The following is a 25,776-nucleotide window of genomic DNA, read 5'->3' as shown; positions in this document are numbered from 1 at the left end:
AATCTCATCGGGGGTGGGTAGCGGAGCTTATTGATGGAAAGTATGCCTAAACGGTGGTTTAGGTAAGACGCAAGCCCTTTTACGAGTTGCAAACGACCATTTACAGCGTGTAAAGCTGGTTTCTACCCCGTTTCGACGGGGGGAGCGGGCACGTAAGGAACGTGTCGCTAAACAAACAGGAAAAAACCTCCGACTCGGGCGCACAGCTGCTACATTTTTATGATTAGCACTCAAGCTAACAAGCTATCACCCGGCGTGTGAGCAAAACGACAGCCTTGAGGTTCGTTTTCGCCAGTCGATTCCGACTGCTTCAAGGCGCCTGTAAACTTACCATTCCTTGCGGCTCTACGGCGCATTCGTGTCTTATTAGCAGCATCCAAGTTGCTTAGCTTCCGGGCCGTAGGATTTCCCCTATTTGTTTAGCAACACCCCCGCAAGGCGGCGTAGCAGAGCCCGGCCTCTGGATATACAGCCGATTAATTTCAGGAAGCTGTGTATACCAATCGGGTATACACCCCGGCGGGTTTGCTTAGCTTTGTATACCAACCGCCGGTGCCAGCGTTCCCCCGGTGGCAGCATTTCCTGCCTGGCCGGCCGCCCCACCGGGCGCGGTGGTTTTCCTGCTCTCCCAGCACCCATGGCCCGCGTCCCCCTGCCGTCCGCCTCGCTCGAAACCGCCGTGCGGGCCCGCTTCGGCCTGTCGGTGCGGCAGCTGGCCCGCTACCTGGGCGTGTCGGCGGGGTTCGTGTCGCACCTCGAAACCGGCCGCAAGCAAGCCCCCGAGGCCCTGGCGCTACGCCTGCTGCCGCTGGCCCGGCTGCTGCCCCCGCCCCTGGGCAGCGGCCCGCCCGACGACGCCCCGCCTGCGCCCGGCCCCGATGCCGACCCGCTGACGCAGGCCCTAGCGCTGGCAACGCCTGAAACTGCCACCGGGGCCTGGCCCGCGCCGGTGCGCCGCCGCGTAGGCGCCTGCCGCCTGCAAGCCCTAGCCGTGGCCCAGCGCCTGGCCGGTTTGCAGGCCCGCACCGAAGCCCTGGCCCACCGCCGCCGGGGGCTGGCGCGGCTGGCCGCTGCTCCCGTCCCGCCCGACCCCGCCGAGGCCGCCCGCTACGCCCGCTGGCTAAGCGAGCTGGCCGAGGACCTGGCCCTTGCCGAGCCCAACCCCGCCGCGGCCGCCACCGCCCGGCAGCTGCTGGCGGCCCGCCTGGCCGGCCTGCGGGCCGAAGTGGCCGCGCTGACGGGTTGAGCCGGGTTAGATTTTCATTCCCCCAAATACTTAAATATTAGCGGCAACGTTGGCAGGACGCCCGGCAACAATGCCGGCTCTTTTCCACTTTCACCCCTACCCGTATGCCTTTCCCCGTCAACCTCCTGCTTACTTGGGCCGACTGCGACGCCGCCAAAGAGTCGCTCGAACTGGAGCTGCGCGTGTTTACCGTGCGCGACTCGGTGCTCGACCTGCGGGCCGACCAGGCCACCGACCGCGCCACCGACCGCGCCAGCACCCGCCAAAGCCTCACCGACACCGTGGCCCGGCTCACGCCGCTGGTGGCCGGCCTGGCCGCCGGCACCGCCGAGCGCCTCACCAACGAGCGCCTGCTGCGCAGCGCCACCCGCCGCCTCGAAGACCTGAACGTGGCACCGGTGGCCGGCGCCGGCGCCGGGGTCACGGCCTTCCTGCAAGCCGTGGACGTGCGCCAGGTGGCCGTGCAAGTACCCGAGCTGCAGCAGGCCATCGCCGAGGTAACGGCCCACCGCGCCACCTTGACTGCGTAACGCCGCGTTTCACGCCCACAAAAGAGCCCCGCCGGAATTATCCGGCGGGGCTCTTTTGGCATTTGGGCAAAACGGCTAATCCCCCTTTTTACCGGGACCTTTGCCGCCGCTCACCGACATGGGTCGGTTGCCTTGCGGATTGTTGCGGATGTTGTCGACGCCATGGCCGGCGCTGTTGCCGTCGGTGGTGTTGCCGTGGGCCGATACGTCCATCGTATTCGGGCTTTGCACTTGGGTGCTTTTGCGTTTCGTGTTAGCGGCCGGGTTCACGGACGTTTTCTCGTTTTGCAAGTCGGTGTCTTTCTTGGCGAGTCCCATGGCGGTTTGGTGTTGAGTGAGAGATGAGCAATTGTACCCATCTGCCGCCAAAAGGTTGCCTGTAAAAAGCTACGCCGCGGGCACGTTGGCGATGGCCGAGGCCGGCACCACCTTCACCAGTTCGGCAAACTGCGCCTCGCGGGCTTCTACTTCTTCGGCAGTCAGGTTGAGCAGACGCTCGGTGCCGAATTTCTCGACGCAGAACGATGCCATGGTCGAGCCGTGAATCACAGCGCGCTTCATGTTTTCGAAGCTGATGTCGTCCGTCGCGGCTAGATGGCCGATGAAGCCGCCCGCGAAGGTATCGCCGGCACCGGTCGGGTCGAACACTTCTTCCAGGGGCAACGCCGGAGCGTAGAACATCTTGTTCTTGTGGAAGAGCAGGGCGCCGTGCTCACCTTTCTTGATGATGAGAAACTTCGGACCCATGGCCATGATTTTCTTGGCTGCCTTCACCAGCGAGTACTCACCGGAGAGCTGGCGGGCTTCTTCGTCGTTGATGCTCAACACGTCCACCATTTCGATGGTGGCAATGAGTTCTTCGAGGGCAATGTCCATCCAGAAGTTCATCGTGTCCATCACAATCAGCTTGGGGCGGTTGATGAGGCGCTGGATGACGAGGCGCTGCACCTGCGGGGCCAGGTTACCTAGCATCAGGTATTTGCAGTCCTGATACGCGTCGGGGATGATGGGGTCGAAATCGGCCAGCACGTTGAGCTCGGTTACGAGAGTTTCGCGCGAGTTCAGGTCTTTCGAGTACTTGCCCGACCAGAAGAACGACTTCTCGCCCTGCTTGATTTGCAGGCCTTCCACGTCCACGCCGTGCTCTTCGAGCAGCATGATGTCAGACTGCGGAAAGTCGTCTCCCACCACGGCCACCAGCTTCACGGGCTTGAGCGAATACGACGCCGACAGGCTGATGAAGGTGGCGGCACCGCCAATGATTTTATCGGTTTTGCCGAAGGGGGTTTCGATGGCGTCGAATGCGACGCTGCCGATGACGAGCAGGCTCATGCAAGTAAATTGTGGTGAATAGAAACGGTCAGATTAAAGCCGTGTTAAAACGGATTCAGTGCAAGCAACAAAAAAGTCCCCGGAAAATTCTCCGGGGACTTCATTTTAGTGGGTAAATAATGGGGCTCGAACCCACGACCTCCGGAATCACAATCCGGCGCTCTAACCAGCTGAGCTATATCTACCAGGTTTGTTTTGGTGGTGCAAAGATAGAAAAAGAAGCGGGAAATGGCAAAAAAAAATCGGCTACCTGTCATGCAGAGCGTAGCGAAGCATCTCGCGTGGAGCAATAACCCAATCGTTTTTACATCCTTGATTAGTGACAGCAAGCGAGATGCTTCACTACGCTCTGCATAACGTTCTCTCAGAATTTGAGTAGTCACCGGCCGAAAAACCCCGACCTTTGCGGAATGGAACCCAATACCACCCCATCGTTCAACGATTTCAAGCTCAACAAACAATTCCTGACGGCCGTAGCCGATGCGGGCTTCACCGTGCCCACGCCGGTACAGATTCAGACTATCCCGCTGCTGATGGCCGGGCACGACGTACTGGGCATTGCCCAGACCGGTACCGGCAAAACCGCCGCCTTTGGCCTGCCGCTGCTTATGAAGGTGAAATATGCTCAGGGCAACAACCCGCGGGCCCTGGTGCTGGCCCCCACGCGGGAGCTGGCCATTCAGATTGAGAAGCATCTGAAGGTGTTAGCGGTGAATACGGACCTGCGTATTTTTGCCATTTACGGGGGCTTGGGTCCGAAAACCCAGATTGAAACCATCTCTGCGGGCCTCGATGTGCTGATTGCCACGCCGGGCCGGCTGCTGGAAATTTACCTGAAAGGCGCGGTGCGGTTGACCGACCTGAAAACGCTGGTGATGGATGAAGCCGACAAGATGATGGACATGGGCTTCATGCCTCAGATTCGGCGCATCCTCGAAATCATCCCGCGCAAGCGGCAGAACGCGCTGTTCTCGGCAACCATGCCGGAGCGGGTGACCACGCTGAGCGAGGAATTTCTGGAATTTCCGGTGCGCGTGGAAGTGAGCCCGCCGGCCAAAACGGCCTCAACGGTATCGCAGGTGATGTACGAAGCGCCCAACCTGCTCACCAAAATCAACCTGTTGCACTTCCTGCTGCACCGCGACATTGACACCATGACGCGAGTGCTGCTCTTCTGCCGCACCAAGCAGCACGCCGACCAGGTGGCCCATTTTCTGGAGCGCAAGGCCCCGGCCGGTGAGGTGCGCGTGATACATGGCAACAAGGGCCAGAACGCGCGCATGAACAGCATGGACTCGTTCAAGGCTGGCGAGGTGCGCTACATGGTGGCCACCGACGTAGCTGCGCGCGGCATCGATGTGCCGCAGGTGACGCACGTTATCAACTTCGACGTTCCGATTGTGCACGACGACTACGTGCACCGCATCGGCCGCACGGGCCGGGCGCTGCACACGGGAGCAGCCATCACCTTTGCCAACGAAGCCGAAATGGTGCACGTGGCCGAGATTGAGTTGCTCATCAACCAGAAAATAGAGCTGCTGCCGCTGCCTGAGGAAGTTGTAGTGGAGGAAACCCCCTTTGAGGAGCAGCAGAAAATGGGCCGCGAGCTGGACGAGCGCCGCAAAAAGCTCGACCCGACCTTTAAAGGCGCTTTCCACGAGAAAAAGGAGTGGATTAAGCCCGGCGTGACCATTGACAAGCGCACGGGCAAACCCTTTCAGGAAGGCCAGAAAAAGAGCACCAAGGGCTCAAAGGCTTTCGTGGGCAAGAAGGGCGGCTCAAACCCCGGCGTGAAAGCGCTGAAGCGGCGCGGGCGGTAGGTAAGCCTATGGTTTCGCCTGTTCGGGGTGGCGCTTCTTTTGGTCTTCGTTGATTCTGTCCCAAGCTTTTTTGGTCAGGACAACAAGTTCGTCCTTTTCACAACTCCAGATGGATACAAAGCTGGGTGAAATCACATAATACTGCTTCCAGCCCGGGTACTTCTCATAAAGCATGAGGGTACAGATGTCGGTTGCCGTAATGTATTCGCCGGTTGAGGGCAAATGGCTGTGCATAGCAGCCGTTTGCCCTTTATCTTTTCCGTACTCCATGGGAATAAGATTTTTATGGAGGCCCTTTTTCGCAATGACATTATTCCGCTTATCAAAATCAATCTGATAATCGTTGCCAAACACTACCACCCCTGACACTGAGGGCCCTGTCAGTACATAGACTCTTCTCTTAGTCTTATCAATGATTGGTATAACGTTCAGGCTAGTGTTCTTGAACCTCTTAAACAGGGTATCAGCATTGAGAACATCAAGCGCTTTTTTGCGGATAGCATACAAGTCGCTTTCGTGCTGAGTGAAGGCCCGAGGCATGCTGTCGATATGTGCTGTTGCTGGGTTGTATGTGCTGTCAAACGTTATAATAGCCAGTGTTCGGGGCGTATCTCCTTTTGAAAAGAATACGCATTTGGCCATTCGCCCATCAGCATAAGAAAAATACCCACCCGAATTCTGCTTTCTGTGCTTCAGTTTTTCCAGGAAAACATCCGTTCCATACCAAGAAGCAGCTTCTGACCGATAGAGCATTCTGCCTTCAGCTACAACTGCCTGTGGCGTTTGTGCCCAACAACCCAAGCTTAGCAGCATGTACCAGCAAGCAACGACAACAGTTTTCATAGCAATCCCGCGATAGTAACTATAGCCCAAAGTAAGGCGCAGATTACTATTATATAGCTATGGAGGTCCTCCCTTAGCTAATTCACCGGAAAGGCAGCAGACAATCCCGGTCGCTACTTCCCGTGGTGGATGAGATGCCCGAAATGGATGCTGGCGAAGGTGAGCGCGCAGCCCCAGAACATAGCGCTCCAAAGCATGTGCAGCATGATGCGTGACCGTGGCACGCCCAGCAGCGTGGCGATGACCGTGCCGCCGATGGGCGAAAGCAAAATGGGCGTGAGGAAGGCAATGCCGCCCATGCCGAACTTGCGAAACACCTTGATGATGTTCCGCGATTTTTTGGAGAAAATCGGTTCGCGGCGCAAGCGGCGCTGGTGCTGCCGGTGCTTCATCCAGGCGCGCCCCACGCCCGAGAAAAGGAAGACACTGGTCATCATGCCGCCCACGGTGAGGGCCATGGTGGTCCAGAAATGCAGGCCCATAGAAGCCCCGGCCAACGGCCCGCCCAGAAACTTTACCGTGCTCAGCAGGAAGACGGAGGCATATTTGACGGCAAGGTGGTGCACGATAGAAAGGGAAACGAGGGAAAGGCAGTAACCCGCTACTCGATGGCAGAGTCACTGGCAATGATACCCGCTTTCGGTGGCTTGGGTTCCAAACACTGGCCAAGCTGCCGACTTGGGGCCACGAATGGCGGCCGCGCGTCGGTGAGTGAAATTGGACAAAAGCTGGTTCGGCGCTTACAGCTTGCTTCCGTATGACAGGTCGCCGGCGTCGCCCAAGCCGGGAATGATGTAGGCGTGCTCGTTGAGCTTTTCGTCGATGGCAGCCACCCAAAGGGTGGCTTCGGGGATTTCGCGGGCCACGTAGGCCAGCCCCTCGGGCGAGGCAATAACGGCCGCTATGTGTACCTGACGCGGCATGCCGAAGCGCAGCATGGCCCGGTAGGTTTGCACCAGGCTTTTACCGGTAGCCAGCATGGGGTCGGCCAGGATGAGCACCCGCTCGTCGAGGCTAGGGGCCGAGAGGTAGTCGACCTGCACCTGCACCTGGGCCGTGCCTTCGATGCGGTAAGCCGCTACAAAGGCGCTGGGCGACTGGTCGAAATAATTCAGGAAACCTTGATGAAATGGTAACCCGGCGCGCAGCACCGTGGCCAGAATGGGGAAGTCGTGGAGCAGCTTGCCCGTGGTTTCGGCCAGCGGCGTCTGAATGGTTTTGTCGGTGTAGCTGAGGTGGGTGCTGATGCGGTAGGCGATGATTTCGCCCAGGCGCTGGAGGTTGCGACGGAAGCGGAGGCTGTCCTTCTGCACGTCTTTGTCGCGCAGCTCGGCCAGAAAATGGTTGGCAATGCTGGGTTCGGCACAGACAACGTGGACGTTGGCCAGGGCATCGGTGGCGTCGGAAGCAGCGGTAACCGAAGCGGCGGAGGATGAAAGTGGCGTGGCCATACGAACGGGACTTGAATGAGCAAGCCGGGCAAAAGGCGCGGCCGATACCCCGAAGTTGGCACAAAAACAGGGCGCGGGCAAGAAATCGAGCTGAAAACCGTCTTCGCTCACAGCCGCATTGCCGGGACCGTTTTCGACCCGCCAACGGCTTGCTGCGTAGGTTTGTTAAGAAATTGACCTGCCTGACTTTTATCGGACCGCGCGCCCCAGGCTGCGCGGCAGCCTATTCGATTATATGCCTAAATCTCTGTTACTGATTTGCCTGACGTTGCTGGCCGGTACAGTCGCCGCCCAAACGGCGCCCGCTCCGCCAGCCCCCGCCACGACTGCTCCGGCCAGCACCGCACCCGCCGCCGAAAAGTCGCCCTGGTTGATTTTTGACCAGCCACTTGATAGTGTAGCTGACACCCCGCGGCGCCGCGTAGCCCGCGAGAAGCCGTTGCGGTCGGCTTCTCAGCCCGGGACAGCCCCGCGTGCAACGGCCCCGCGCCCGGCCCGCACTTCCCGCAATGGGTTCGAGGCTACGCAGGGCGCCACTTACGTTCCTCTCGACCCCGACACCTACCGGTTGATTGACCGTTACGCCATCAAGTTTGGCTCCGACTCGCTGCGCGACCCGCATACCAGCGTGCGGCCCTATACCCGCGTGGCGGCTGCCCACCTCGGCGAGCGCATTCTGGGGCCCGACAGTGCGCAGGCATCGCGCACCGGTAGCCTCTCGCGAGCCGACCGCTTCAACGCTCAATACCTGTTGAAGGACAACTGGGCCAACTCGACCCAGGGCAACGACCTCAACCAAAGCGCCCAGCCATTTCTAAACTACTTCTACCGCGACCAGACCGATTTCTACCACGTCGACAGCAAGGACTTTACCCTGCGCGTGAACCCGGTGGCGCTGCTTTCGGCGGGCAAAGACAACCAGAACAGCGACGGCATCCGCTACGTGAACACGCGGGGCGCGCAGATAGAGGGCACCATCGACCAGCGCCTGGGCTTTTATGCGTTCCTGTCCGATAACCAGGAGGGCGTGCCGCAGTACGTGCAGAACCGCATAGCGCGCGACACCATTGTGCCGCACGAGGGCTACTGGAAGCCGTATAAAAACGGGGCCGGCCAGTACGACTTCTTCTCGGCCCGGGGCTACATCACTTACGCCGCCACCAAGCACATCAACGTGCAGCTGGGGCACGACCGTAACTTCATCGGCAACGGTTACCGCTCGCTGATTTTGTCGGACTACAGCACGCCGTATTTTTTCCTGAAGTTTAATACCCGTATCTGGAAGCTGAACTATCAGAACCTGTTTGCCGAGCTTACGGGCCGGCGCACCTACAACTCGGCCGGTAGCCCCGTTGATGGCGTGTACCCCAAGAAATACATGGCCCTGCACCACCTCAGCCTCGATGTGACGCCGAACCTGAACATTGGCGTATTTGAGTCGGAGATTGCCGGTGGCCCCGGCCGGGGGCTGGAGCTGCAATACCTGAACCCGATTATTTTCTACCGCGCCGTGGAGCAGCAGGTGGGCTCGGCCGACAACGCCACGCTGGGCCTCGATTTTAAGTGGAACATTTTCCACACGGCCCAGCTCTACGGGCAGGTGGTGCTCGATGAGTTCAAAATCAGCGAGGTGCGGGCCCGCAATGGCTGGTGGGGCAACAAGCAGGCACTGCAAGCCGGCTTCAAGTACATTGACGTGGCAGGCATCCGCAACCTCGACCTGCAGGGCGAAATCAACTACATCCGCCCCTTCACCTACCAGCACGAAGACTACTACACGGCCTACACCCACTATATGCAGCCGCTGGCCCACCCCATGGGCGCCAACCTCACCGAGGTGCTCGGCGTGCTCAGCTACCAGCCCCTGCCTCGCCTGATGCTGGTGGGCAAGGCCATCTACACCGAGCAGGGCCTCGACCTGACCAACGCCGACGCTAACGGCCAGAACTACGGCGGCAACGTGCTTAAGTCCTACAACACCCGCGTGAGCGAGTACGGCAACCGCACCGGCCAGGGCAACAAAAGCCGCCTGCTGCACACCGATTTCACGGCCACTTACCAGCCGCGCCTGAATCTGTTTGTGGATGCCAAGCTCATTGCCCGGCACCAGACCTACTCCCTCACCCCGGCAGCCAACGTGAACGAGGTTTACGCTTCGCTGGCCGTGCGCTGGAACATTGCCCAACGCCTGCACGAGTTTTAAGCCCTGACCTAGGCCGTAATGCGCAAAATGTTACCGGTCTGCGTCACGGTGTAAGCGCGGAGCGGGGCCGCCGCCGGGCCGTTGAGAACAGCACCACTGGTGTTGAACTGCGAGCCGTGGTTGGGGCACAGGAAGTTGTCGGCACTGGGCTGAAATTGCACCGAAGTGCCTTGGTGCGTGCACGCCGCGGCCAAGGCTATGTAGGTGCCGGCAGTGGTTTTGGCCACAATAACCTGGCCGGCAGCCCCGTACACGTAGCCAAAAGCCGGGTTGGTGAGCCGGGCATTGGCTGGGTCGGCCAGGTCCAGGGTAAAGTCGATGGGCTGGGCCGGGCCCGACGAAGAACCCGGGCCGGAAGCGGGTTGCGGGTTCTCGTTTTTGCTGGCGCAGCTGCCCAGGCAACCGGTGAGCAGCATGGTGGCTCCAAACCCAAACAGGTGCAAAAATTCGTCGCGTTTCATATTGAGTAAGTCAGACGTTTGAAAACAGGTGCCGGGTATTAACGAAGCACTCGACGCTTTGGACCTACCCGTTGCCTCGCCGCGCAAAAACATGAGCGTATTTTTGAGATTCGTATGAAAACTTACCTCCGCATATTGCAGTACGCGCGGCCGTTGATGGCCTTTTTGCCGCAGTACTTGCTGTACACGGTGCTGACCATCTTTTTCAGCATTGGCAACTTCACGCTGATTATTCCGCTGCTGAGCGTGCTGTTCGACAAAACGGACAAGGTGCCCATGCGGGCGCCCGACCACCTGCCGGGCTTCAAGCCCACCATTCAGTGGGTAACGGACACGTTTAACTACTTCTTTGCCGATGTGCTCACGGCGCACGGCAAAATGGGCGCGCTGGCCTTCGTGTGCGGCGTGGTAGTGGTGTCGGTGCTGCTGAGCAATGTGTTTCGCTACATGAGCCTACGCCTGCTGGCCAAGGTGCGGGCGCGCGTCATTCAGAACCTGCGGCGCGACTTGTACCACCGCATCATCAGCCTGCAGTTGGGCTTTTTCGCGGGCGAGCGTAAGGGGGATTTGATGTCGCGCTTCACGGCCGATGTGCAGGAAGTGGAAACCTCGGTGGTAAACACCTTCACGGCCGTTATCAAGGAGCCGCTTACCATCATTGCGTATTTCCTGGTGCTGTTCCACATGTCGGTGCCACTCACGCTGTTCACGCTGATTCTGCTGCCATTATCAGGCGGTGCCATTTCCTTTATTGCCAAGCGGCTGCGCACCCAGGCCAAGCTCAGCCAGAAAACACTGGGCTCGATGCTTTCGGTGATTGATGAAACGCTGGGCGGCATCCGCGTTATCAAGGCGTTTAATGCGCAGGAGTACATCAAGGGCAAGTTTGAGGAGCAAAACAACCAGTACGCCCGAACCTCGCGCACCATCGACAACACCCGGGATTTAGCTTCTCCGTTTTCCGAGTTTGCAGGGGTTTCGGTGGTGGCCGGGCTGCTGTATTTCGGCGGCACGCTCATTCTGGGCGGGAAGTCGGCGCTCGATGGCGAGACGTTCATCGGCTACGTGATTCTGTTTTCGCAGGTCCTCACGCCGGCCAAAGCCCTGTCGAGTTCCTTTGGCAACATCCAGCGCGGGTTGGTGGCCGGCGAGCGGGTACTCAGCATCATCGACACCGAGCCCGCCATCCGCGACCGGCCCGACGCCACCGTGCTACCGCCCTTTGAGCGTGAGATTGAGTTCAACAACCTGAGCTTCAGCTACAGCGAAACGCCGGTGCTCTACGACATCAACCTGACCATAAAAAAAGGCCAGACCGTGGCACTGGTGGGCGGCAGCGGTGGTGGCAAAAGCACGTTGGCCGACTTACTGCCCCGTTTTTACGACCCCAGCGCCGGCCAGATTCTCATCGACGGCCACGACCTGCGCGCCTGCTCCCTGCACTCGGTACGCGACCAAATGGGCATTGTGACCCAGGAAAGCATCCTGTTCAACGACACCATTTTCAACAACATCCGCTTCAACACCGCCGCCACCGAAGCCGAGGTGATGGAAGCGGCCCGCATCGCCAACGCCCACGAGTTCATCGTGGCCAGCCCCGACGGCTACCAGACGGTAATTGGCGACCGCGGCAGCCGGCTGTCGGGCGGACAGCGGCAGCGCCTGAGCATCGCCCGCGCCATCCTGCGCAACCCGCCCATTCTCATTCTCGACGAAGCCACTTCGGCCCTCGACACCGAAAGCGAAAAGCTGGTGCAGGAAGCCCTGCAGCGCCTGATGCAGAACCGCACCTCGCTCGTTATCGCCCACCGCCTGAGCACCGTGCAGCACGCCGACGAAATTGTGGTGCTCCAGCACGGCCGCATCGTGGAGCGCGGCACGCACGACGACCTGCTGCGCCGCGAAGGTGGTGTGTACCAACGCCTGAGCTCGATGCAGACCAATGCCGCATTGGTGTAGCCTTTCCTTACCCTTCTTCCTTTCCTTGATGTTTGGCAAAAACAACACCCGCTGGTTTCTAATTCTCGCGCTCCTTATGCTGGGGCTGCGCGTCGGCTACAAATACTACCGCAGCCAGCAAAAACTGGATTATGAAACCCAGATGGCAAATGCGACGGCGCGCCAGCAGTCGCTCATCGAGCGCATTCAAGCGGACCAGGATGCCCAGCGGGCACGCGGGGCGGTGGTAGTGGTAGCCGATTCCGCCGTTATCGCGGCCGACACTACCCTTTCGGCCAAGTAGCCTATTGGAGTAGTTGCGTTACGAAAGAAGTATTTTGCGGCTGTTTTTCCGCAGCCTTCGTTTCCAACAGCTAATACCAGCCTCACTTTCACACTCATTCCGCTATGCTCGCTCTCAAACGCATTGTCACCGTCGCCGTCATGATTTACCTGCTGCTGGCGCTGCTGTTCATCCTTGTTCCCGCGGTGCGCACCTCGGTTATGGGCATGGGGTCAGGCTTGTCGGCCATTGAACAGGAACGGCAGTTTTTCTACACCATGTTCGTGATTGGCGCCGTGCTTATGGCCCTGCACCTGCTCACCGAAAACCTCGATAGCGTGATGCTGCGCCGCACGGTAAATCAGCACGAAGGCAAAATCAACGAGTTGAAAGCCAAGCTTTACGACCAGCAGCAGCGCACCACCATTTCGGCTCCGCCCACGGGCCCGCGCACCATCGACGGCCGCATTCTCGACGCTCCCGTGGTGCGCGAGCAGCCGACCCAAAGCCAGGTAGCCGGCACCATAAGCACCACCGAAAACCGCACGGCTGACCACCTGCCCCAGCCGACTTTCCCGCAGAACGACCCCAGCTTGTCGAACACCGCGCCCGCCGACCGGCCACCGCTCGCCTAACTTCGAATCTATCATCATGAACAGAGCGAAGGGCCTTATTACTTCTTAACAATTAGCAGTAAATCAGTTGGCTTAACCGTGATAAGGTCCTTCGCAAGCTCAGGATGACAAACAAAAAACTATACCCGACGCGAAGTGATTTGCGAGAACGGAGTAGAGGCACGACCAATCGCGTCTTCGGGACCGCGCCATTCCAGCATCGTTCAACGCCGAGACGCGATGGGTCGCGTCTCTACATCCGCCGCCCGATTTTCGCAGTTCTCTTCGACACAAGTATAAGTGCCTGACGCCACCCTCCCCGACCTCATCCGCGCCGAGCTGACCGAAGCACGCGCCGTGCTCGACCGCTTTCTGGCCGACCCAGCCCAAATAGCCAGTATCGCCGCCGCTGCCGAGCTCATCGCGGCCAGCTTACAGGCTGGCGGCAAGGTTCTCACCTGCGGCAACGGCGGCAGCCTCTGCGACGCCCAGCATTTTGCCGAAGAGCTCAGCGGCCGGTACCGGGAAAACCGCCGCGCCCTGGCCGCCATTGCTCTCACCGAAGCCTCGCACATGACCTGCGTAGCCAACGACTTTGGCTTCGAGTTCGTCTTCAGCCGCTTTGTGGAGGCACTGGGCCGGCCCGGCGATGTACTGCTGGCCATCAGCACCAGCGGCAACTCGCCCAACATCCTGCGTGCTGCCGAAGCTGCCCGCGAGTTGGGCATGACTGTGGTTGGCCTTAGCGGTAAGGATGGCGGCCAGCTTGCGGCCCTCAGCGATGTGGAGATTCGTGCGCCGCACTTCGGCTACGCCGATAGGATTCAGGAAATCCACATCAAAGCCATTCACATCATGATTCAGCTGATTGAGAAGCTGGTGCTGTAACTTTCCGTTGGCGTAGGGTGCGGGGCTTGCCCCCGCCCGGCCGTCCGCACAAACTCAACAACTCTGTTTCAACGACCGGGCGGGGGCAAGCCCCGCACCCTACCTCTCTACCATGCTCACCAAAACCTTCGGCTCGGCCGTGCAGGGCGTCAATGCCTACACCATCATCATCGAAGTGGTGGTTTCGGCGGGCACTGGGTTTAATGTGGTAGGCTTGCCGGACAACGCTATTAAGGAAAGCCAGCAGCGGATTGAGGCGGCGCTGAAGTTTCGGGGGTACCGCATGCCGCGCACCAAAACGGTGGTGAACATGGCCCCGGCCGACATCCGCAAGGAAGGCGCGGCCTATGACTTGCCCATCGCGCTGGGCATTCTGCACGCCTCGCAGCAGCTGACGACCGAGCGCCTTCCCGAGTACGTGATTATGGGCGAAATGGCCCTCGATGGCGAGTTGCGGCCCATTAAAGGGGTACTGCCCATTGCGATTCAGGCCCGTAAGGAAGGATTTAAGGGCATCGTGCTGCCCAAAGAGAATGCCGAGGAAGCGGCCATCGTGAACAACCTCGACGTGATTGCCGTGGGCAGTATGCAGGAGGCCATCGACTTCTTCGAGGGCCGGCTGGAAATCACACCGACTACCGTTGATACCCGCGACCTGTTTCAGCAGGCCGTGAACAAGTACACGGCCGATTTTGCCGACGTGCAGGGCCAGGAAAACATCAAGCGGGCGCTGGAAATTGCGGCCGCCGGCGGCCATAACGTCATCATGATTGGGCCACCCGGCGCGGGCAAAACCATGCTGGCCAAGCGCCTGCCCAGCATTCTGCCGCCCCTGAGCATGCAGGAGGCCCTGGAAACCACCAAAATCCACTCCGTGGCCGGCAAGCTGGCCGGGGGCGGCTTGCTGAGCATGCGGCCTTTCCGGGCACCGCACCACACCATTTCGGACGTGGCGCTGGTGGGCGGGGGCAGCAACCCGCAGCCCGGCGAAATCTCGCTCTCGCACAACGGCGTGCTGTTTCTGGACGAGTTGCCCGAGTTCAAGCGCACTGTGTTGGAAGTGATGCGCCAGCCGCTGGAGGAACGCCGCGTAACCATTTCGCGGGCCAAAATCAGCATCGAGTTTCCGGCTAACTTCATGCTCATTGCCAGCATGAACCCCTGCCCGTGTGGCTATTACAACCACCCCGAAAAGGAATGCGTGTGCGGCCCCGGCGTGGTGCAGAAATACCTCAACAAGGTTTCGGGTCCACTGCTCGACCGCATCGACCTGCACGTGGAGGTGACGCCCGTGACGTTTGACCAGATGACGGAGAGCCGGAAATCAGAAACCAGCGCCGACATTCAGGCACGGGTTGATAAGGCCCGTCAGGTGCAGGAAATACGGTTTACGGAGTACGTTGACATTCACTCCAACGCCATGATGCCGCCCCAGATGGTGAAGGACATCTGCCAAATCAGCGAAGAGGGCCGCCAACTCCTGAAAACGGCCATGGAGCGCCTCGGCCTAAGCGCCCGCGCCTACGACCGCATCCTGAAGGTGGCCCGCACCATCGCCGACCTGGCCGGCACCGACGATATTCAGATTAACCACTTGGCCGAAGCCATTCAGTACCGCAGCCTCGACCGCGAAGGCTGGGCCGGGTAAACAATCCATGTATAAAGCTCTCGTCAAACCCCTGCTGTTCAACCTTGACGCCGAGCGCGCCCACCACCTCGTTTTCGATAACCTGCGCCGGGCGGCGCGCGTGCCGGGAACCCCGGCGCTGTTGCGGGCGCTCTACGATTTCCAGGACCCCAGCCTAGCCCGGGAGGTATTCGGGCTGAAATTCCCCAACCCGGTGGGCCTGGCGGCGGGCTTCGACAAGAATGCGGCCCTGACCGATGAGCTGGCTACGCTGGGCTTTGGCTTCGTAGAAATCGGAACGGTGACGCCCCGGCCGCAGCCCGGCAACCCCACGCCGCGTCTGTTCCGGCTGCCGCAGGACGAGGCCCTGGTGAACCGCATGGGCTTCAACAACGACGGAGCAGCTGTGGTAGCGGCCCGGCTGGCCCGGCGGGCGAACCGGCAGCTCATCATCGGCGGCAACATCGGCAAGAACAAGGACACGCCCAACGAGCAAGCCGCCGAGGACTACGTGGCCAGCTTCGATGCGCTGGCCGAAGTGGTCGATTACTTCGTGGTGAACGTGAGCTCGCCCAACACGCCCAACCTGCGCCAGCTGCAGGAGAAAAAGCCGCTGATTGAACTGTTGCAGCAGGTGCAGCAACGCAACCAGACCCGCACCTTGCCGCGCCCGCTGCTGCTCAAAATTGCGCCCGACCTCACCGATTCGCAGCTCGACGACATTCTGGAAATTGCCCGCGAAACGCACCTGAGCGGATTGGTGGCCACCAATACCACCATCAGCCGCGATAACCTGCAGAGCGAGCCCGGCTACGTGGCCAGCCTGGGCGCGGGTGGCCTGAGCGGCAAACCGCTACGGGCGCGGGCCACCGAAGTCATTCGCTACCTGCACCGGAAATCCGACGGCGGCCTGCCGATTATTGGCTCCGGCGGCATCCACTCGGCCGCCGATGCGCAGGAGAAGCTGGCTGCTGGTGCTTCGCTTATTCAGCTCTACACCGGCTTTATTTACGAAGGGCCAGCACTGGTGAGCCGGATAAACCGGAGCCTGGTGCAACAGCTACCCGTTGCCCACGCACCCGCCGGTGCCACCACATAATAAGGGGCACACCGATAAGGGTAGGCCAGAGAAAGTTGACTGGGAACGGAATAAAGTGCAGACTGGTGGCCGAAAATGCCGACACGGCCCCAATGTAGGAAGCCAGGAAACCTGAAATGTGATTGAGCAGCCACTGGTTTTTGGTCCAGTGCCCGGCCTTGGCGTAGCCGCGGAGCTGGCGGAAAGCGGTGAACGTGCCCAGCGCACCGAACACGCCGACCGGGATAGTACGGGTGAAAAACGCGTAGGCCACCGTGCTCAGAAACACTGCCACACCCACGCCTGCCACCGCCCAGTCGAAGGCTTCGACCCGGGCATCCCAGGCCAGCTGTTTCAGGAACAGGGAGCGGTAGCCGAAACCGGCCATGTAGAGGCTGAACACGGCCGTGAGCAGCAGAAACGTGCTGTGAATGTGCTGCGAGCCCACGATGGCCGTGCAGCCAGCTACCACCATGGCCCAGAAAAACACCAGCCCCCAGCGGCGGTGAGCCCTGCCGCCTTTATGCACGGCCAGCGCCACAGGTGCCACGAAAAAGCCCGTGAAGCCGGCAGCAATGTGCAGATAGCGGTTGAGGGCGAAAAAGGTTTCCATGGCGGCTGGTGCGGCTATTATTAAACCGCTGCCGAAAGATGAGAACCGGGGCAGCCTGCGCCAACTTAACCTTGCCGAAACGCTGCTCGAAGCGGCCGAAGCGTCGGGGGTGACCGAAGAAGCGTGGCCCTTGCGTTGGCGCTACAGCCTAGCTCCAATTTTGAATTCAATCACGTCAGCCGCGCCGCGATGAATTTTCAGGTCTACTGCCCCGAAAAGCAGGTTGGTGAAGTGGTATTTCAGGCCCAGGCGCTCGTAGTAGGGTGTGCTCGATTTGTAGGGTGCGTACAGGTAGAAACCCAGGTGCGAATCGAAGACCAACCGCCCAAACAACAGCTCGTGGCCCACAAAAATGCCGGCTTTCTTCACGTCGGGCTGCGCGAGGCCGGCGCGGGTAGTGTCGTTCAGGGTAGCTTTCAGGCTGCGGTCGTTGAAGCCTTCGAGGCCCAGCAGCAGGTTCGATTTGCGGTTCATGCGCCGGCCCACGGCCACGGTCAGCGAGTTCACGAGGTACTTCTGCTTGTCGCCCTCGGTGCGCTGCTTGAAGCCCACGCTGGTGCTCACGTTGAAAAACGTGTGGCCAATCTCGGCCGGCAGGGGTGCGTTGGCGTTGGTGCGCGGGGCGGGGCGCTGCTGGTGGTAGTTCAGGCCGAGCACCACCGAGGGCAGGTTCACGCCGAAGTTAGGCTTGGTGGTGGCCCCGTTGGAGTAATGGTTGAGGCCGGCTCCCACCAGCAGGCCCAGGTGCGGCGTGAGGGCGTAGTCGTACTCGAACCGGAACTGCAGCGTGGCGTTGAGGGCCGAGCTGGCGATGGTGTTTTTGTGGTTGGTTTCCTGGTTGTAGGGGTTGGTGAGGAAGGCCAACCCCGCTCCGAGCCGGAAGCTCAAATCGTGCTTCGCGTTGCGCGAAATCGACTTACTGATGTAGGGGCTGGCCGAAAACGCGTAGCCCAGCGCGGGGTTGTGAAAATCGTAGTAGGTGAGTGCCAGGCCAATTTTCGGGAACTTGTACCAGCCGTGCCAGGGCGCGGCACCGGTAGTCTGCTGCTGCAGGTTTACTTCGAAGCCCGTGGGGTGCGAGGCCACCAGGTGCCGGATGGCGTAGGTGTGCGCCATGATAATGCTGCCCTGGGCATAGGCACCCACCACGAAGGGCGCGCGCGGCGCCAGCTGGGCCGAAGTACTATCGGCGACCTGGCCTTGGGCTTCGGCTCCTGAAAGAAAAAATATTACGCTCCCTAATATCCACCTATTTGAATAAGTTCTCATAATAACCCTCTGAGCAACTGTGCGTGCCGGCCCGACCTCAAAAATACGACCGCCCAGCGGCTATGCTGCAAGCGAAAACCTTAATCTGTTTTTCGCAACCCAAATGCCTAACTGGCCGGTATAAGCCCCGACTCTGAGTTTATCCCCAGAATTCCTTCAGAATTCACTTTATCCTTTTTTTCTTATCTGTGATGAAAAAAACAATCCTTTCGCTGGCGCTGCTTGCGGGCCTTACCACTGCTGCTAATGCGCAAACCACCCGTTTCGGCGTGAAAGCCGGCGCGAACTATACTACTTTTTCCGGCGATAACGTAGACAATGCCAAGTACAAGTTTGGTGCAGTAGGCGGCCTTGCTGCCAATATCGGTCTGTCGGAATCCCTTTCCATTCAGCCCGAACTCCTGTATTCGCAGAAGGGCGCTGAGATAAAGGGTACCGACTTCAAATTCAAGCTGAATTACATCGAGGTGCCCATCATGTTCCGCTACACGCTGTCCGATGGCAAAGGACCGTTCCTGCAAGCCGGCCCACAGGTTGGCTACTTGGCCAAAGTGAAGCTCTCGGACGGTGACGGCAACGAAATCAAACTCGACAACGATGCCTACCAGAAGCTTGAGCTCGGCTACGTAGCTGCAGTTGGCTATCAGCTGGAGTCCGGCCTTAGCATTGAAGGCCGTTTTAACGGCGGTATCAACAGCGTAGGAAAAGACGACGGTGCAAACGACCAGAACCGCAACCGCGTGTTTTCGGTACAACTGGGGTACATGTTCGGCGGCAAGTAAATAACGATTGTTTTTGCAAAAGCCCGGTTTCTATCGAGACCGGGCTTTTTCGCATACAATTATATATTATAATACAACTTTACATATACTATGTTCTATTGAATTAATATTTCCTGTTAGCTTTGCGCGGCATTTAACCCCTCCACTTCTTATTTTCATGAAAAAAGTCATTCTATCCCTCGCAATCCTCGCCGGCGTAACCGGCGCTGCTCAAGCACAAAGCACCCGTTTCGGTGTGAAGGCCGGCGCTAACCTGGCGAACATTTCGGGCAAAGGCACGGAAGACGCTAAGAACCTGGTGGGCCTCTCAGCAGGCGTAATGGCCGATTTTGGCTTCAGCGACCTTATCTCCTTCCACCCCGAGCTGCTATACTCACAAAAAGGCGCTAAGTTCGAAGAAAGCGGTGCCACTGGCCAAGTCCGTACCAGCTACCTCGACATCCCCCTGTTGCTCCGCGTAAACGCTGACGGCCTGTTCTTCGAAGCCGGCCCGCAGGTAGGTTTCCTACTTGGCCAAAAGTCGGAAGCAAGCTTTGGTGGTCAGACGTTTAGCTCAACCAGCACTGAAGGCACGCGCAAAATCGACGCTGGCTACATCGCCGGTGTAGGCTACCAGTTGTCTTCGGGCCTGGAGGTTGGTGTGCGCTACAACGGCGGCATCTCCGACCTGAACGACCCATCGGGTTCTGACAAGCAGCGCAACTCGGTATTCCAATTCCAGGTAGGTTACCTGTTCGGCGGCAAATAAGCTTTTCTGCTGCTTCTTTAAAAGCCTGGCTTCTTGTAGAGAAGCCAGGCTTTTTTATGTCCGTGTGCCAGAGCGGACAACTTAATAACCAAGGCCACAACATACGCCCCGTCGCTGCGCATCCACTATTTAGCGTTGATTATCAGTACCTTCACCAATTATTCATCGTGAAAAAGACTTTCCTTACGCTGACTCTGGTGGCTGCGGCTGCCGGAGCAGCTCAGGCCCAAACGCCGGCTATCAACGTGGGCATTTCGCTGGCCTATGGCCGCAGCCGCTTGCTCGACAACAACTCAAAAGCGACGCAGCTACGGTGTTGGGCTCGGGCAAGTACAAGACCAGCAACATCTGGGTGGTGCTGGCTTAATCGTTCGGCAGCAAATAAGCTTAGCTAACAAGCACAAAAGCCCGGTTTCCAGTGCGGGAATCGGGCTTTTTCGTGTCGGCTGTAGCTTTGCCGGGTACCTTATTGCTGAGTCGGATGAAAAAGATGTTTTATACGCTGGCCCTGGCGGCCGGTCTGAGCAGCGCCGCGCGGGCGCAGAGCGACGTATCGCTGGGCCTGAAAGCAGGGGCTTCCTACGCCTCGTTTGTGGGGGCACAGTCGGGCAACGTTACGGGCTTATTCGGCTTCCAGGCCGGAGCTTTTGCCAATATTGGCCTCAGCCGCATGGTCGCCATTCAGCCCGAAGTGCTGTATTCGCAAAAAGGCGCGAAAGCCAAAGATGTGGTGGGCGACTATTCCACCCGCCTGCAGTACATCGATGTGCCGCTGGCCCTGCACGTAAATGCCGACGGCCTGTTTTTCGAAGCCGGCCCGCAGGTGGGCTTCCTGCTGGCCGCCGATAACAGGGCCGGGGCGGTATCAACCGATGTAAAAAGCGCGACGAACAGCGTCGACTTCGGCTACTTGGCGGGCTTGGGCTACCAGCGCAAAACCGGGCCGGGCATTGGCCTGCGCTACAACGGCGGGTTCAGCAACGTGCCCAAGGCCGTTACGAGCGGCAATACCACGGTGCAGGGCAACATCCGCAACAGCGTGTTTCAGCTGTACCTCACGTATTCGTTTGGCGGGTAGCTGAATTCCGCTCAAAGCAGAAAAGCCCGGCTTCCGCGATTGAAGCCGGGCTTTTTTGCTTTGAGCTGGCCGCAAGGAGGCGGGAAGGCAATAGTTACCGTTTGTTGGTAGTTTCGAATCTTATTACCACCACATCTATTTCTTCCCATGCATAAAATTTTTCTCCTGTTCGGCGCGCTGGCTGGGCTGGCTGGTTCGGCGCAAGGCCAAACCATTCGCTACGGCCTGAAAGCGGGCGTGAGCCTCGCACGCCTGACCAACTACGATGTTACGGGCGTGCGCAACCAGGTAGGGGCTACGGCCGGGCTAATGGCCGATGCGGCGCTAAGTGAGAAGCTCTCGCTGCATCCGGAGCTCCTGTTTTCGCAAAAGGGGATGCGCGTAGAGGGGTCCGGCCCGGGCGGGTACACCAGCAGCCTCCAGTCTCGCTCGAACTACCTCGACCTGCCGGTGCTGCTGCGCCTGAAATTCGGCAGCTTCTTCGCCGAAGCCGGCCCGCAGGTGGGCTACCTGCTCACCTTGAAAAGCACCTCCACCGTCAGCTCCAGTACCATGCCGTCCCTCACCTATACCTCGCGCAATACCAACGGCTTGCGGCGGCTCGACCTGGGCTACGTGGTGGGCGTGGGCTACCAACTGCTGGAGCGCTGGGAACTGGGTGCGCGCTACAACGGTGGCATACTGAGCTTATTTAGCGAAAGCAACGACTCTGGTCTGCCCCGCAACTCGGTCTTTCAGTTTCAGGCTGGCTACTTGTTCGGCAGCAAATAGCATTGTCTTCTGAACCGTAAAAAGGCCCGGCTTCTGCGCAGAAGCCGGGCCTTTTTAATCGAAGCAAGGACCTCCTACTTAGCCGCCGCGTAGTTGCGGTAGAAGTGCGGAATGGTTTCGATGCCTTTCAGGAAGTTGAAGACGCCGAAATGCTCGTTGGGCGAGTGGATGGCGTCGGAATCGAGGCCGAAGCCGAGCAGCACGGTATCTAAACCGAGCTCCGACTTGAACATGGCCACAATCGGAATAGAGCCGCCGCCGCGCGTGGGCACCGGGCGCTTGCCGAAAGTGGCTTCCATGGCATCGGCCGCCGCTTTGTAGGCCACCGAGTTGGTTGGCGTAACTACGGGTTCGCCTCCGTGGTGGGGGCGCACTTCGACGGTAACGCCGGCCGGGGCGATGCTGGCGAAGTGCTTCTGGAACAGCGCCGTGATTTCGGCTGAGGTCTGGTGGGGCACCAGGCGCATGGAAATTTTGGCGTGGGCCTGCGAGGCAATGACGGTTTTGGCGCCCTCGCCGGTGTAGCCGCCCCAAATGCCGTTCACGTCGAGCGTGGGGCGGATGCTGGTGCGTTCCATGCTGCTGTAGCCTTTTTCGCCGTAGCTGTCGGGCAAGCCAATGCTCTTCTTGAACTCCTCTTCCGAGAACGGGGCTTTGGCCATTTCGGCGCGCTCCTCGGCGCTCAGCTCGTCCACGTTGTCGTAGAAACCGGGGATGGTGATGTGGCCGTTTTCGTCGTGCAGGCTGGCAATCATCTCGCACAGGGCGTTGATGGGGTTTTGCACCGCGCCGCCGTATAGGCCGGAATGCAGGTCGCGGTTGGGGCCGGTCACGGTTACTTCGTGGTAGCTCAGGCCGCGCAGGCCCACTTCGATGCTGGGCACGTCGTTGGCCAGCATGCCGGTGTCGGAAATGAGGATGACGTCGGCTTTCAGCTTCTCCTTGTTGGCCTTCACGAAGATTTCGAGGTTGTTGGAGCCAATCTCCTCCTCGCCTTCGAACATAAACTTGATGTTGCAGGGCACACCGCTCTGGCCGTCGCGCATCATCATTTCAAACGCCTTGACGTGCATGTACACCTGGCCTTTGTCGTCGCAGGCGCCGCGGGCGTAGATTTTTTCGTCCTTAATCACCGGCTCGAAGGGCGGCGAGGTCCACAGCTCGTAGGGGTCGGCGGGCTGCACGTCGTAGTGGCCGTACACGAGCACGGTTTTGGCCTCGGGACCCGCGATGTACTCGCCGTACACGATGGGGTTGCCGGCGGTGGGGCAGATTTCGACGTTTTGCGCACCAGCTTCTTCAAGGCGGGCCTTGAGGTAGTCGGCGGCCTTCAGCACGTCGGCGTGAAACTTGGGGTCGGCCGACACGGACGGGATGCGGAGCCAGTCCATGAGCTCGTTCAGGAAGCGGGTTTGGTTGTCGGCGAGGTAATTGGCCATGCGGAGCGGGGGGTTAGCGGGGTTGGGAATGCGGGGGTAAAAGTAGCAGCCCGCCGCCTCAAAACTCTTTTTGGTAGAAATGCTCTTTGTCGAGGATGGCGGCGAAGCGCTGCAGGTCGCGGCGCAGGTCGGCCAGCGAGGTAACGGTGCGCTGGTCGTAGCCACTCAGCACCCCCTTGCCCTGCACAGGCGAGGCCAGCATCACCATAAAGTCACCGGGAGCAGCATTGTTGGCACAGCCGCCGAATTTCCGGTTCTCCTCGTACGCGGCGAAATCCACGTAGTTCAGGTGCAGAATAACGTCCTCCCCGACCTGAATGCGCGGTGCTCCGGAATACGTAATGCCGAGGCTTTCGCCTATGGGCCCGGTTACCAGCCGCACCGTTACGGTGTCAGCGGGCCGGCCCTGCCAGGTTTCGGTTACCCGTATCTGGTAGCGGGAGTGGTAGCACACGCCGCGGCTCGAATCGGTGACCAGACTGAGCACCGTACCACGCACCACCAGGTCGGCAAACAAGGAAGACTCCTCATAGGGGGCCGCCCCGTCGATGCGAAGGGACCGTTCCATCGCCCGCAAATCGATTCCAACGCGCCGCAAGGCCGCTTCTTTGGTCACGTCGATGCGGTTTTTGTAATAGTATCCATCGGCGGGCCGTTTGAAACCAGCCTTGTTCACCACCGCCACGAAAGCAGCCTTGTGCCGGGCAGCCGCTTCGTCGGAGGCAAAGGCAGCACGTGGAGCAAGTTGGGCGCTAGCAGGCCCAACGGCAAGCAAAGTGCCCAGCAGTAGGACGGGCAGTGGTCGGTTCTTCATCGAATGGGTTACTGTTTTGCGCCAGGCACTTGATTTCAACGCTGCACTTCGACGCCGCACACGATGGGGCCAGCACCTGAGCAGACTTCGGTGTGCTGCGCGCTGACTATTTCGAGCCGGGTTCGGGGTAGTCGGTAGGGAAGTGGAACCAGCCAATACGGGCAGGACGCTGAGCCAATCCGTGAGGCCATTCCCAAAAGGTTCGCACGGATTGGGAGTGCAGAAGTAAATGTAGGGGCCCGAACAACGGAGACCAGCCATTGCCTAGCGTTAAGCGGAAATGAGCAAACATTTAAAATATCTAATATTTATTCGCGTCGTTACTATGCAATGCAAGGTACCGTGCATATGTTTGTACCGAACACCGCAAACGGCTGGTTCCTGCCCTTCTTTTCCACCTCCTTTTTTCTGAAAATATGCATTCCCCCCATCCCATCCGTTCTGCAAAACGCCACCGGCTGCCCCGCCTCGTGTGGCTGTTTCTGCTACTGGCCTGCACCTGCCTGCAACGCGCTGAAGCGCAAGCGCCGGCCGATAGCGTGGACCTGTTCATTGCCGCGAAAATGCGGCAGCTTCGCATTCCGGGCCTGCAACTGGCCGTCGTCCGACACGGCCAGGTAGTGAAGCTGGGGCACTACGGGCTGGCCAATATCCAGGACTCCATTCCCGTGAGCCGCAAATCGCGCTTCACCATCAACTCCATTACGAAAGCCTTTGTGGGTGTGGCAGTGGTGCAACTGGCAGAAGCTGGCAAGCTGGACGTGGCCGCGCCCATCTCGCGGTACCTGCCCGGGCTGCCGGCCGCGTGGCAGCCCGTTACGGTTCGGCAGCTGCTCACGCATACCTCGGGCCTACCCGAGATAATGGGCGACGATGACATAGTGACGGAGGCCAACGAAAACGCCGCCTGGGCCAACGTGCAGAAGAAACCAATGGAGTTTGCCCTGGCGAAAAGTTCAGCTACAACCAGACCAACTACCTGGTGGTCGGCAAACTCATCGACCAGCTCAGCGGGCAGCCATTCGCCTCGTTCATTCAGGAACGGCAGCTGAACGTGGTAGGCATGCCGCGCACGGCGCTGGGCGACTCGCACGACGTGCTGCCCAATGCTACCCGGGGCTACACCTATTCCAAGGTCGTGAACGGGGAATGGCAGCGGACCAGCCAGCCGTACAACCTGTTCGAAGCGTACGGGCCCTCCGTGCGCACGGCGTCGGGCATGACCTCGACAGCGGAAGAAATGGCCCACTGGCTGATTGCCTTGCAGCAGGGCAAGCTTTTGAATACAACCAGCCTGCCGCTGCTCTGGACGCCGGGCCTGCTCAACAATGGCCAGGCGCGGGGGTTCAACCGCTTGCAAAACGGCTACGCGCTGGGTTGGCCCACGGTGTTGCGTCCCGAACACCGGGCCGTGGCCCCCACGGGCGGCGGCCGTTCGGCCCTGTTTGTGTACCCCGAGGATGACCTGGCCATTGTGGTGCTCACCAACCTGATGGGAGCTAACCCCGACATGTTCATCGATGAAATTGCCGGGTTCTACATCCCCGACATGCGGCCGGCTACAGGCTTTGGCCTGCCGCCCACCATCCGGGCCTTGCACACCGAGCTTGGCACTCGCGGCTTTGGCCAGGCCGAAGCGCTGGTGAAGCAGAAGCAAAAAAAGAACCCGACCTACCAGCTGCCCGAAAATGAGGTAAACGCCTGGGGCTACGCCCTGCTCAAGCAAGGCCAGGCCCAAAATGCCCTGTCGGTATTCAAGCTGAATGTGTACCTGTACCCCCAAAGCGGCAATGCCTACGATAGCCTGGCCGAGCTGTACGCATCCATGAGCAACCGGGAACTGGCGCGCAAGAACTACCAACGCGCGCTGGCCCTGAACCCGCAGAATGCGGGAGCCGCTGACTACCTGAAGAAGTCGCTCTAAACTTTTATAGCCAGCGTGGGCACC

The 25,776-nt window shown here is 59.6% G+C and carries 25 protein-coding genes, 1 tRNA gene and 1 pseudogene; 15 read left to right on the top strand and 12 right to left on the bottom strand.

Features of this window, described 5'->3' with window-relative positions:
- The first annotated feature begins 637 nt into the window (after positions 1-637).
- Positions 638-1,246, top strand: a complete 609-nt coding sequence (locus tag ABD837_RS08915) for a helix-turn-helix domain-containing protein (RefSeq protein ID WP_345053082.1) — start codon at positions 638-640, stop codon at positions 1,244-1,246.
- A 104-nt stretch (positions 1,247-1,350) separates the two neighbouring features.
- Positions 1,351-1,776, top strand: a complete 426-nt coding sequence (locus tag ABD837_RS08910) for a hypothetical protein (protein ID WP_345053080.1) — start codon at positions 1,351-1,353, stop codon at positions 1,774-1,776.
- A gap of 75 nt (positions 1,777-1,851) precedes the next feature.
- On the opposite strand, the gene ABD837_RS08905 is transcribed toward ABD837_RS08910, so the two are convergent.
- From ABD837_RS08905 to ABD837_RS08895, 3 genes are all read right to left on the bottom strand, one after another.
- Complete coding sequence (locus tag ABD837_RS08905) at positions 1,852-2,094, bottom strand: hypothetical protein (RefSeq protein ID WP_345053077.1); 243 nt, start codon at positions 2,092-2,094, stop codon at positions 1,852-1,854.
- A 69-nt stretch (positions 2,095-2,163) separates the two neighbouring features.
- Positions 2,164-3,108 carry a PfkB family carbohydrate kinase gene (locus ABD837_RS08900; protein ID WP_345053076.1) on the bottom strand — a complete coding sequence of 315 codons (945 nt, stop codon included), beginning with the start codon at positions 3,106-3,108 and terminating at the stop codon, positions 2,164-2,166.
- Positions 3,109-3,219: 111 nt separating this feature from the next.
- Positions 3,220-3,293: transfer RNA gene (locus tag ABD837_RS08895), tRNA-His, on the bottom strand.
- Between the two features lie 225 nt (positions 3,294-3,518).
- On the opposite strand from ABD837_RS08895, the gene ABD837_RS08890 reads away from it, so the two are divergent.
- Positions 3,519-4,928: a DEAD/DEAH box helicase gene (locus ABD837_RS08890; protein ID WP_345053073.1), complete on the top strand. Its 1,410-nt coding sequence runs from the start codon at positions 3,519-3,521 to the stop codon at positions 4,926-4,928.
- 6 nt (positions 4,929-4,934) lie between these two features.
- Here ABD837_RS08890 and ABD837_RS08885 read toward each other — a convergent pair whose 3' ends face one another.
- The 3 genes from ABD837_RS08885 to upp form a co-directional block, all read right to left on the bottom strand.
- The gene (locus ABD837_RS08885; RefSeq protein WP_345053071.1) at positions 4,935-5,771 is read right to left on the bottom strand and encodes a hypothetical protein; all 837 of its coding nucleotides are present in this window, start codon (positions 5,769-5,771) and stop codon (positions 4,935-4,937) included.
- A gap of 113 nt (positions 5,772-5,884) precedes the next feature.
- Positions 5,885-6,337, bottom strand: a complete 453-nt coding sequence (locus ABD837_RS08880) for a hypothetical protein (RefSeq protein WP_345053068.1) — start codon at positions 6,335-6,337, stop codon at positions 5,885-5,887.
- A 174-nt stretch (positions 6,338-6,511) separates the two neighbouring features.
- Positions 6,512-7,222 carry a uracil phosphoribosyltransferase gene (upp, locus tag ABD837_RS08875; RefSeq protein ID WP_345053066.1) on the bottom strand — a complete coding sequence of 237 codons (711 nt, stop codon included), beginning with the start codon at positions 7,220-7,222 and terminating at the stop codon, positions 6,512-6,514.
- 235 nt (positions 7,223-7,457) lie between these two features.
- Between upp and ABD837_RS08870 the strand changes: the two genes are divergently transcribed.
- Positions 7,458-9,425 carry a capsule assembly Wzi family protein gene (locus ABD837_RS08870; protein WP_345053064.1) on the top strand — a complete coding sequence of 656 codons (1,968 nt, stop codon included), beginning with the start codon at positions 7,458-7,460 and terminating at the stop codon, positions 9,423-9,425.
- Positions 9,426-9,433: 8 nt separating this feature from the next.
- Here ABD837_RS08870 and ABD837_RS08865 read toward each other — a convergent pair whose 3' ends face one another.
- Positions 9,434-9,886 carry a QcrA and Rieske domain-containing protein gene (locus ABD837_RS08865; protein WP_345053061.1) on the bottom strand — a complete coding sequence of 151 codons (453 nt, stop codon included), beginning with the start codon at positions 9,884-9,886 and terminating at the stop codon, positions 9,434-9,436.
- 114 nt (positions 9,887-10,000) lie between these two features.
- On the opposite strand from ABD837_RS08865, the gene ABD837_RS08860 reads away from it, so the two are divergent.
- The 5 genes from ABD837_RS08860 (at position 10,001) to ABD837_RS08840 (ending at position 15,257) form a co-directional block, all read left to right on the top strand.
- Entirely contained in the window at positions 10,001-11,845 is a 1,845-nt protein-coding gene (locus ABD837_RS08860; protein ID WP_345053059.1) for an ABC transporter ATP-binding protein, read from the top strand.
- A 28-nt stretch (positions 11,846-11,873) separates the two neighbouring features.
- Positions 11,874-12,128, top strand: a complete 255-nt coding sequence (locus ABD837_RS08855; RefSeq protein WP_345053057.1) for a hypothetical protein — start codon at positions 11,874-11,876, stop codon at positions 12,126-12,128.
- 104 nt (positions 12,129-12,232) lie between these two features.
- The gene (locus ABD837_RS08850) at positions 12,233-12,742 is read left to right on the top strand and encodes a hypothetical protein (protein WP_345053056.1); all 510 of its coding nucleotides are present in this window, start codon (positions 12,233-12,235) and stop codon (positions 12,740-12,742) included.
- A 279-nt stretch (positions 12,743-13,021) separates the two neighbouring features.
- Entirely contained in the window at positions 13,022-13,609 is a 588-nt protein-coding gene (lpcA, locus tag ABD837_RS08845; protein ID WP_345053054.1) for a D-sedoheptulose 7-phosphate isomerase, read from the top strand.
- A gap of 112 nt (positions 13,610-13,721) precedes the next feature.
- Entirely contained in the window at positions 13,722-15,257 is a 1,536-nt protein-coding gene (locus ABD837_RS08840; protein WP_345053051.1) for a YifB family Mg chelatase-like AAA ATPase, read from the top strand.
- On the opposite strand, the gene ABD837_RS24970 is transcribed toward ABD837_RS08840, so the two are convergent.
- On the bottom strand, positions 15,196-15,324 hold the full coding sequence (locus tag ABD837_RS24970; protein WP_425554321.1) for a GNAT family protein: 129 nt from the start codon (positions 15,322-15,324) through the stop codon (positions 15,196-15,198). The two genes, ABD837_RS08840 and ABD837_RS24970, sit on opposite strands and share 62 nt — an antisense overlap.
- Here ABD837_RS24970 and ABD837_RS08835 point away from each other — a divergent pair.
- Positions 15,265-16,335, top strand: coding sequence for a quinone-dependent dihydroorotate dehydrogenase (locus tag ABD837_RS08835; RefSeq protein WP_345053049.1), 1,071 nt, complete (start codon positions 15,265-15,267; stop codon positions 16,333-16,335). The genes ABD837_RS24970 and ABD837_RS08835 overlap by 60 nt on opposite strands.
- On the opposite strand, the gene ABD837_RS08830 is transcribed toward ABD837_RS08835, so the two are convergent.
- Positions 16,241-16,927 carry a hypothetical protein gene (locus tag ABD837_RS08830; RefSeq protein ID WP_345053047.1) on the bottom strand — a complete coding sequence of 229 codons (687 nt, stop codon included), beginning with the start codon at positions 16,925-16,927 and terminating at the stop codon, positions 16,241-16,243. The genes ABD837_RS08835 and ABD837_RS08830 overlap by 95 nt on opposite strands.
- Before the next feature lie 141 nt (positions 16,928-17,068).
- Positions 17,069-18,196 carry an acyloxyacyl hydrolase gene (locus ABD837_RS08825; RefSeq protein WP_345053045.1) on the bottom strand — a complete coding sequence of 376 codons (1,128 nt, stop codon included), beginning with the start codon at positions 18,194-18,196 and terminating at the stop codon, positions 17,069-17,071.
- Positions 18,197-18,387: 191 nt separating this feature from the next.
- Between ABD837_RS08825 and ABD837_RS08820 the strand changes: the two genes are divergently transcribed.
- From ABD837_RS08820 to ABD837_RS08805, 4 genes are all read left to right on the top strand, one after another.
- Complete coding sequence (locus ABD837_RS08820; protein WP_345053042.1) at positions 18,388-18,978, top strand: porin family protein; 591 nt, start codon at positions 18,388-18,390, stop codon at positions 18,976-18,978.
- Positions 18,979-19,135: 157 nt separating this feature from the next.
- Positions 19,136-19,726 (top strand): porin family protein, encoded by a 591-nt coding sequence (locus tag ABD837_RS08815; RefSeq protein ID WP_345053040.1) that lies wholly within the window; start codon positions 19,136-19,138, stop codon positions 19,724-19,726.
- A 481-nt stretch (positions 19,727-20,207) separates the two neighbouring features.
- The gene (locus ABD837_RS08810) at positions 20,208-20,804 is read left to right on the top strand and encodes a porin family protein (protein WP_345053037.1); all 597 of its coding nucleotides are present in this window, start codon (positions 20,208-20,210) and stop codon (positions 20,802-20,804) included.
- 147 nt (positions 20,805-20,951) lie between these two features.
- On the top strand, positions 20,952-21,575 hold the full coding sequence (locus tag ABD837_RS08805; protein ID WP_345053034.1) for a porin family protein: 624 nt from the start codon (positions 20,952-20,954) through the stop codon (positions 21,573-21,575).
- Between the two features lie 74 nt (positions 21,576-21,649).
- On the opposite strand, the gene ABD837_RS08800 is transcribed toward ABD837_RS08805, so the two are convergent.
- Together ABD837_RS08800 and ABD837_RS08795 are read right to left on the bottom strand one after the other, a co-directional pair.
- The gene (locus ABD837_RS08800) at positions 21,650-23,014 is read right to left on the bottom strand and encodes a dipeptidase (protein ID WP_345053032.1); all 1,365 of its coding nucleotides are present in this window, start codon (positions 23,012-23,014) and stop codon (positions 21,650-21,652) included.
- A gap of 58 nt (positions 23,015-23,072) precedes the next feature.
- Complete coding sequence (locus ABD837_RS08795; RefSeq protein WP_345053029.1) at positions 23,073-23,828, bottom strand: hypothetical protein; 756 nt, start codon at positions 23,826-23,828, stop codon at positions 23,073-23,075.
- Between the two features lie 416 nt (positions 23,829-24,244).
- Between ABD837_RS08795 and ABD837_RS08790 the strand changes: the two are divergent.
- A pseudogene (locus ABD837_RS08790) lies at positions 24,245-25,752 on the top strand (serine hydrolase).
- The last annotated feature ends 24 nt before the right edge of the window (positions 25,753-25,776 follow it).

Origin of the sequence: Hymenobacter glaciei, from assembly GCF_039539585.1 — a bacterium.
Classification (GTDB): domain Bacteria; phylum Bacteroidota; class Bacteroidia; order Cytophagales; family Hymenobacteraceae; genus Hymenobacter; species Hymenobacter glaciei.
The sequence above is the reverse complement of the archived record's forward strand: the minus strand, read 5'-3'. Positions and strand labels throughout refer to the sequence as shown.

Coding starts and splice junctions, on each gene's coding strand:
- ABD837_RS08805 (WP_345053034.1), top strand. CDS start 20,952: ATGCATAAAATTTTTCTCCTGTTCGGCGCGCTGGCTGGGCTGGCTGGT.
- ABD837_RS08820 (WP_345053042.1), top strand. CDS start 18,388: ATGAAAAAAACAATCCTTTCGCTGGCGCTGCTTGCGGGCCTTACCACT.
- ABD837_RS08860 (WP_345053059.1), top strand. CDS start 10,001: ATGAAAACTTACCTCCGCATATTGCAGTACGCGCGGCCGTTGATGGCC.
- ABD837_RS08885 (WP_345053071.1), bottom strand. CDS start 5,771: ATGAAAACTGTTGTCGTTGCTTGCTGGTACATGCTGCTAAGCTTGGGT.
- ABD837_RS08815 (WP_345053040.1), top strand. CDS start 19,136: ATGAAAAAAGTCATTCTATCCCTCGCAATCCTCGCCGGCGTAACCGGC.
- ABD837_RS08910 (WP_345053080.1), top strand. CDS start 1,351: ATGCCTTTCCCCGTCAACCTCCTGCTTACTTGGGCCGACTGCGACGCC.
- ABD837_RS08840 (WP_345053051.1), top strand. CDS start 13,722: ATGCTCACCAAAACCTTCGGCTCGGCCGTGCAGGGCGTCAATGCCTAC.
- ABD837_RS08800 (WP_345053032.1), bottom strand. CDS start 23,014: ATGGCCAATTACCTCGCCGACAACCAAACCCGCTTCCTGAACGAGCTC.
- ABD837_RS08855 (WP_345053057.1), top strand. CDS start 11,874: ATGTTTGGCAAAAACAACACCCGCTGGTTTCTAATTCTCGCGCTCCTT.
- ABD837_RS08850 (WP_345053056.1), top strand. CDS start 12,233: ATGCTCGCTCTCAAACGCATTGTCACCGTCGCCGTCATGATTTACCTG.
- ABD837_RS08825 (WP_345053045.1), bottom strand. CDS start 18,196: ATGAGAACTTATTCAAATAGGTGGATATTAGGGAGCGTAATATTTTTT.
- ABD837_RS08900 (WP_345053076.1), bottom strand. CDS start 3,108: ATGAGCCTGCTCGTCATCGGCAGCGTCGCATTCGACGCCATCGAAACC.
- upp (WP_345053066.1), bottom strand. CDS start 7,222: ATGGCCACGCCACTTTCATCCTCCGCCGCTTCGGTTACCGCTGCTTCC.
- ABD837_RS08795 (WP_345053029.1), bottom strand. CDS start 23,828: ATGAAGAACCGACCACTGCCCGTCCTACTGCTGGGCACTTTGCTTGCC.
- ABD837_RS08890 (WP_345053073.1), top strand. CDS start 3,519: ATGGAACCCAATACCACCCCATCGTTCAACGATTTCAAGCTCAACAAA.
- ABD837_RS08915 (WP_345053082.1), top strand. CDS start 638: ATGGCCCGCGTCCCCCTGCCGTCCGCCTCGCTCGAAACCGCCGTGCGG.
- ABD837_RS08810 (WP_345053037.1), top strand. CDS start 20,208: ATGAAAAAGATGTTTTATACGCTGGCCCTGGCGGCCGGTCTGAGCAGC.
- ABD837_RS08905 (WP_345053077.1), bottom strand. CDS start 2,094: ATGGGACTCGCCAAGAAAGACACCGACTTGCAAAACGAGAAAACGTCC.
- ABD837_RS08870 (WP_345053064.1), top strand. CDS start 7,458: ATGCCTAAATCTCTGTTACTGATTTGCCTGACGTTGCTGGCCGGTACA.
- ABD837_RS08865 (WP_345053061.1), bottom strand. CDS start 9,886: ATGAAACGCGACGAATTTTTGCACCTGTTTGGGTTTGGAGCCACCATG.
- ABD837_RS08830 (WP_345053047.1), bottom strand. CDS start 16,927: ATGGAAACCTTTTTCGCCCTCAACCGCTATCTGCACATTGCTGCCGGC.
- ABD837_RS08835 (WP_345053049.1), top strand. CDS start 15,265: ATGTATAAAGCTCTCGTCAAACCCCTGCTGTTCAACCTTGACGCCGAG.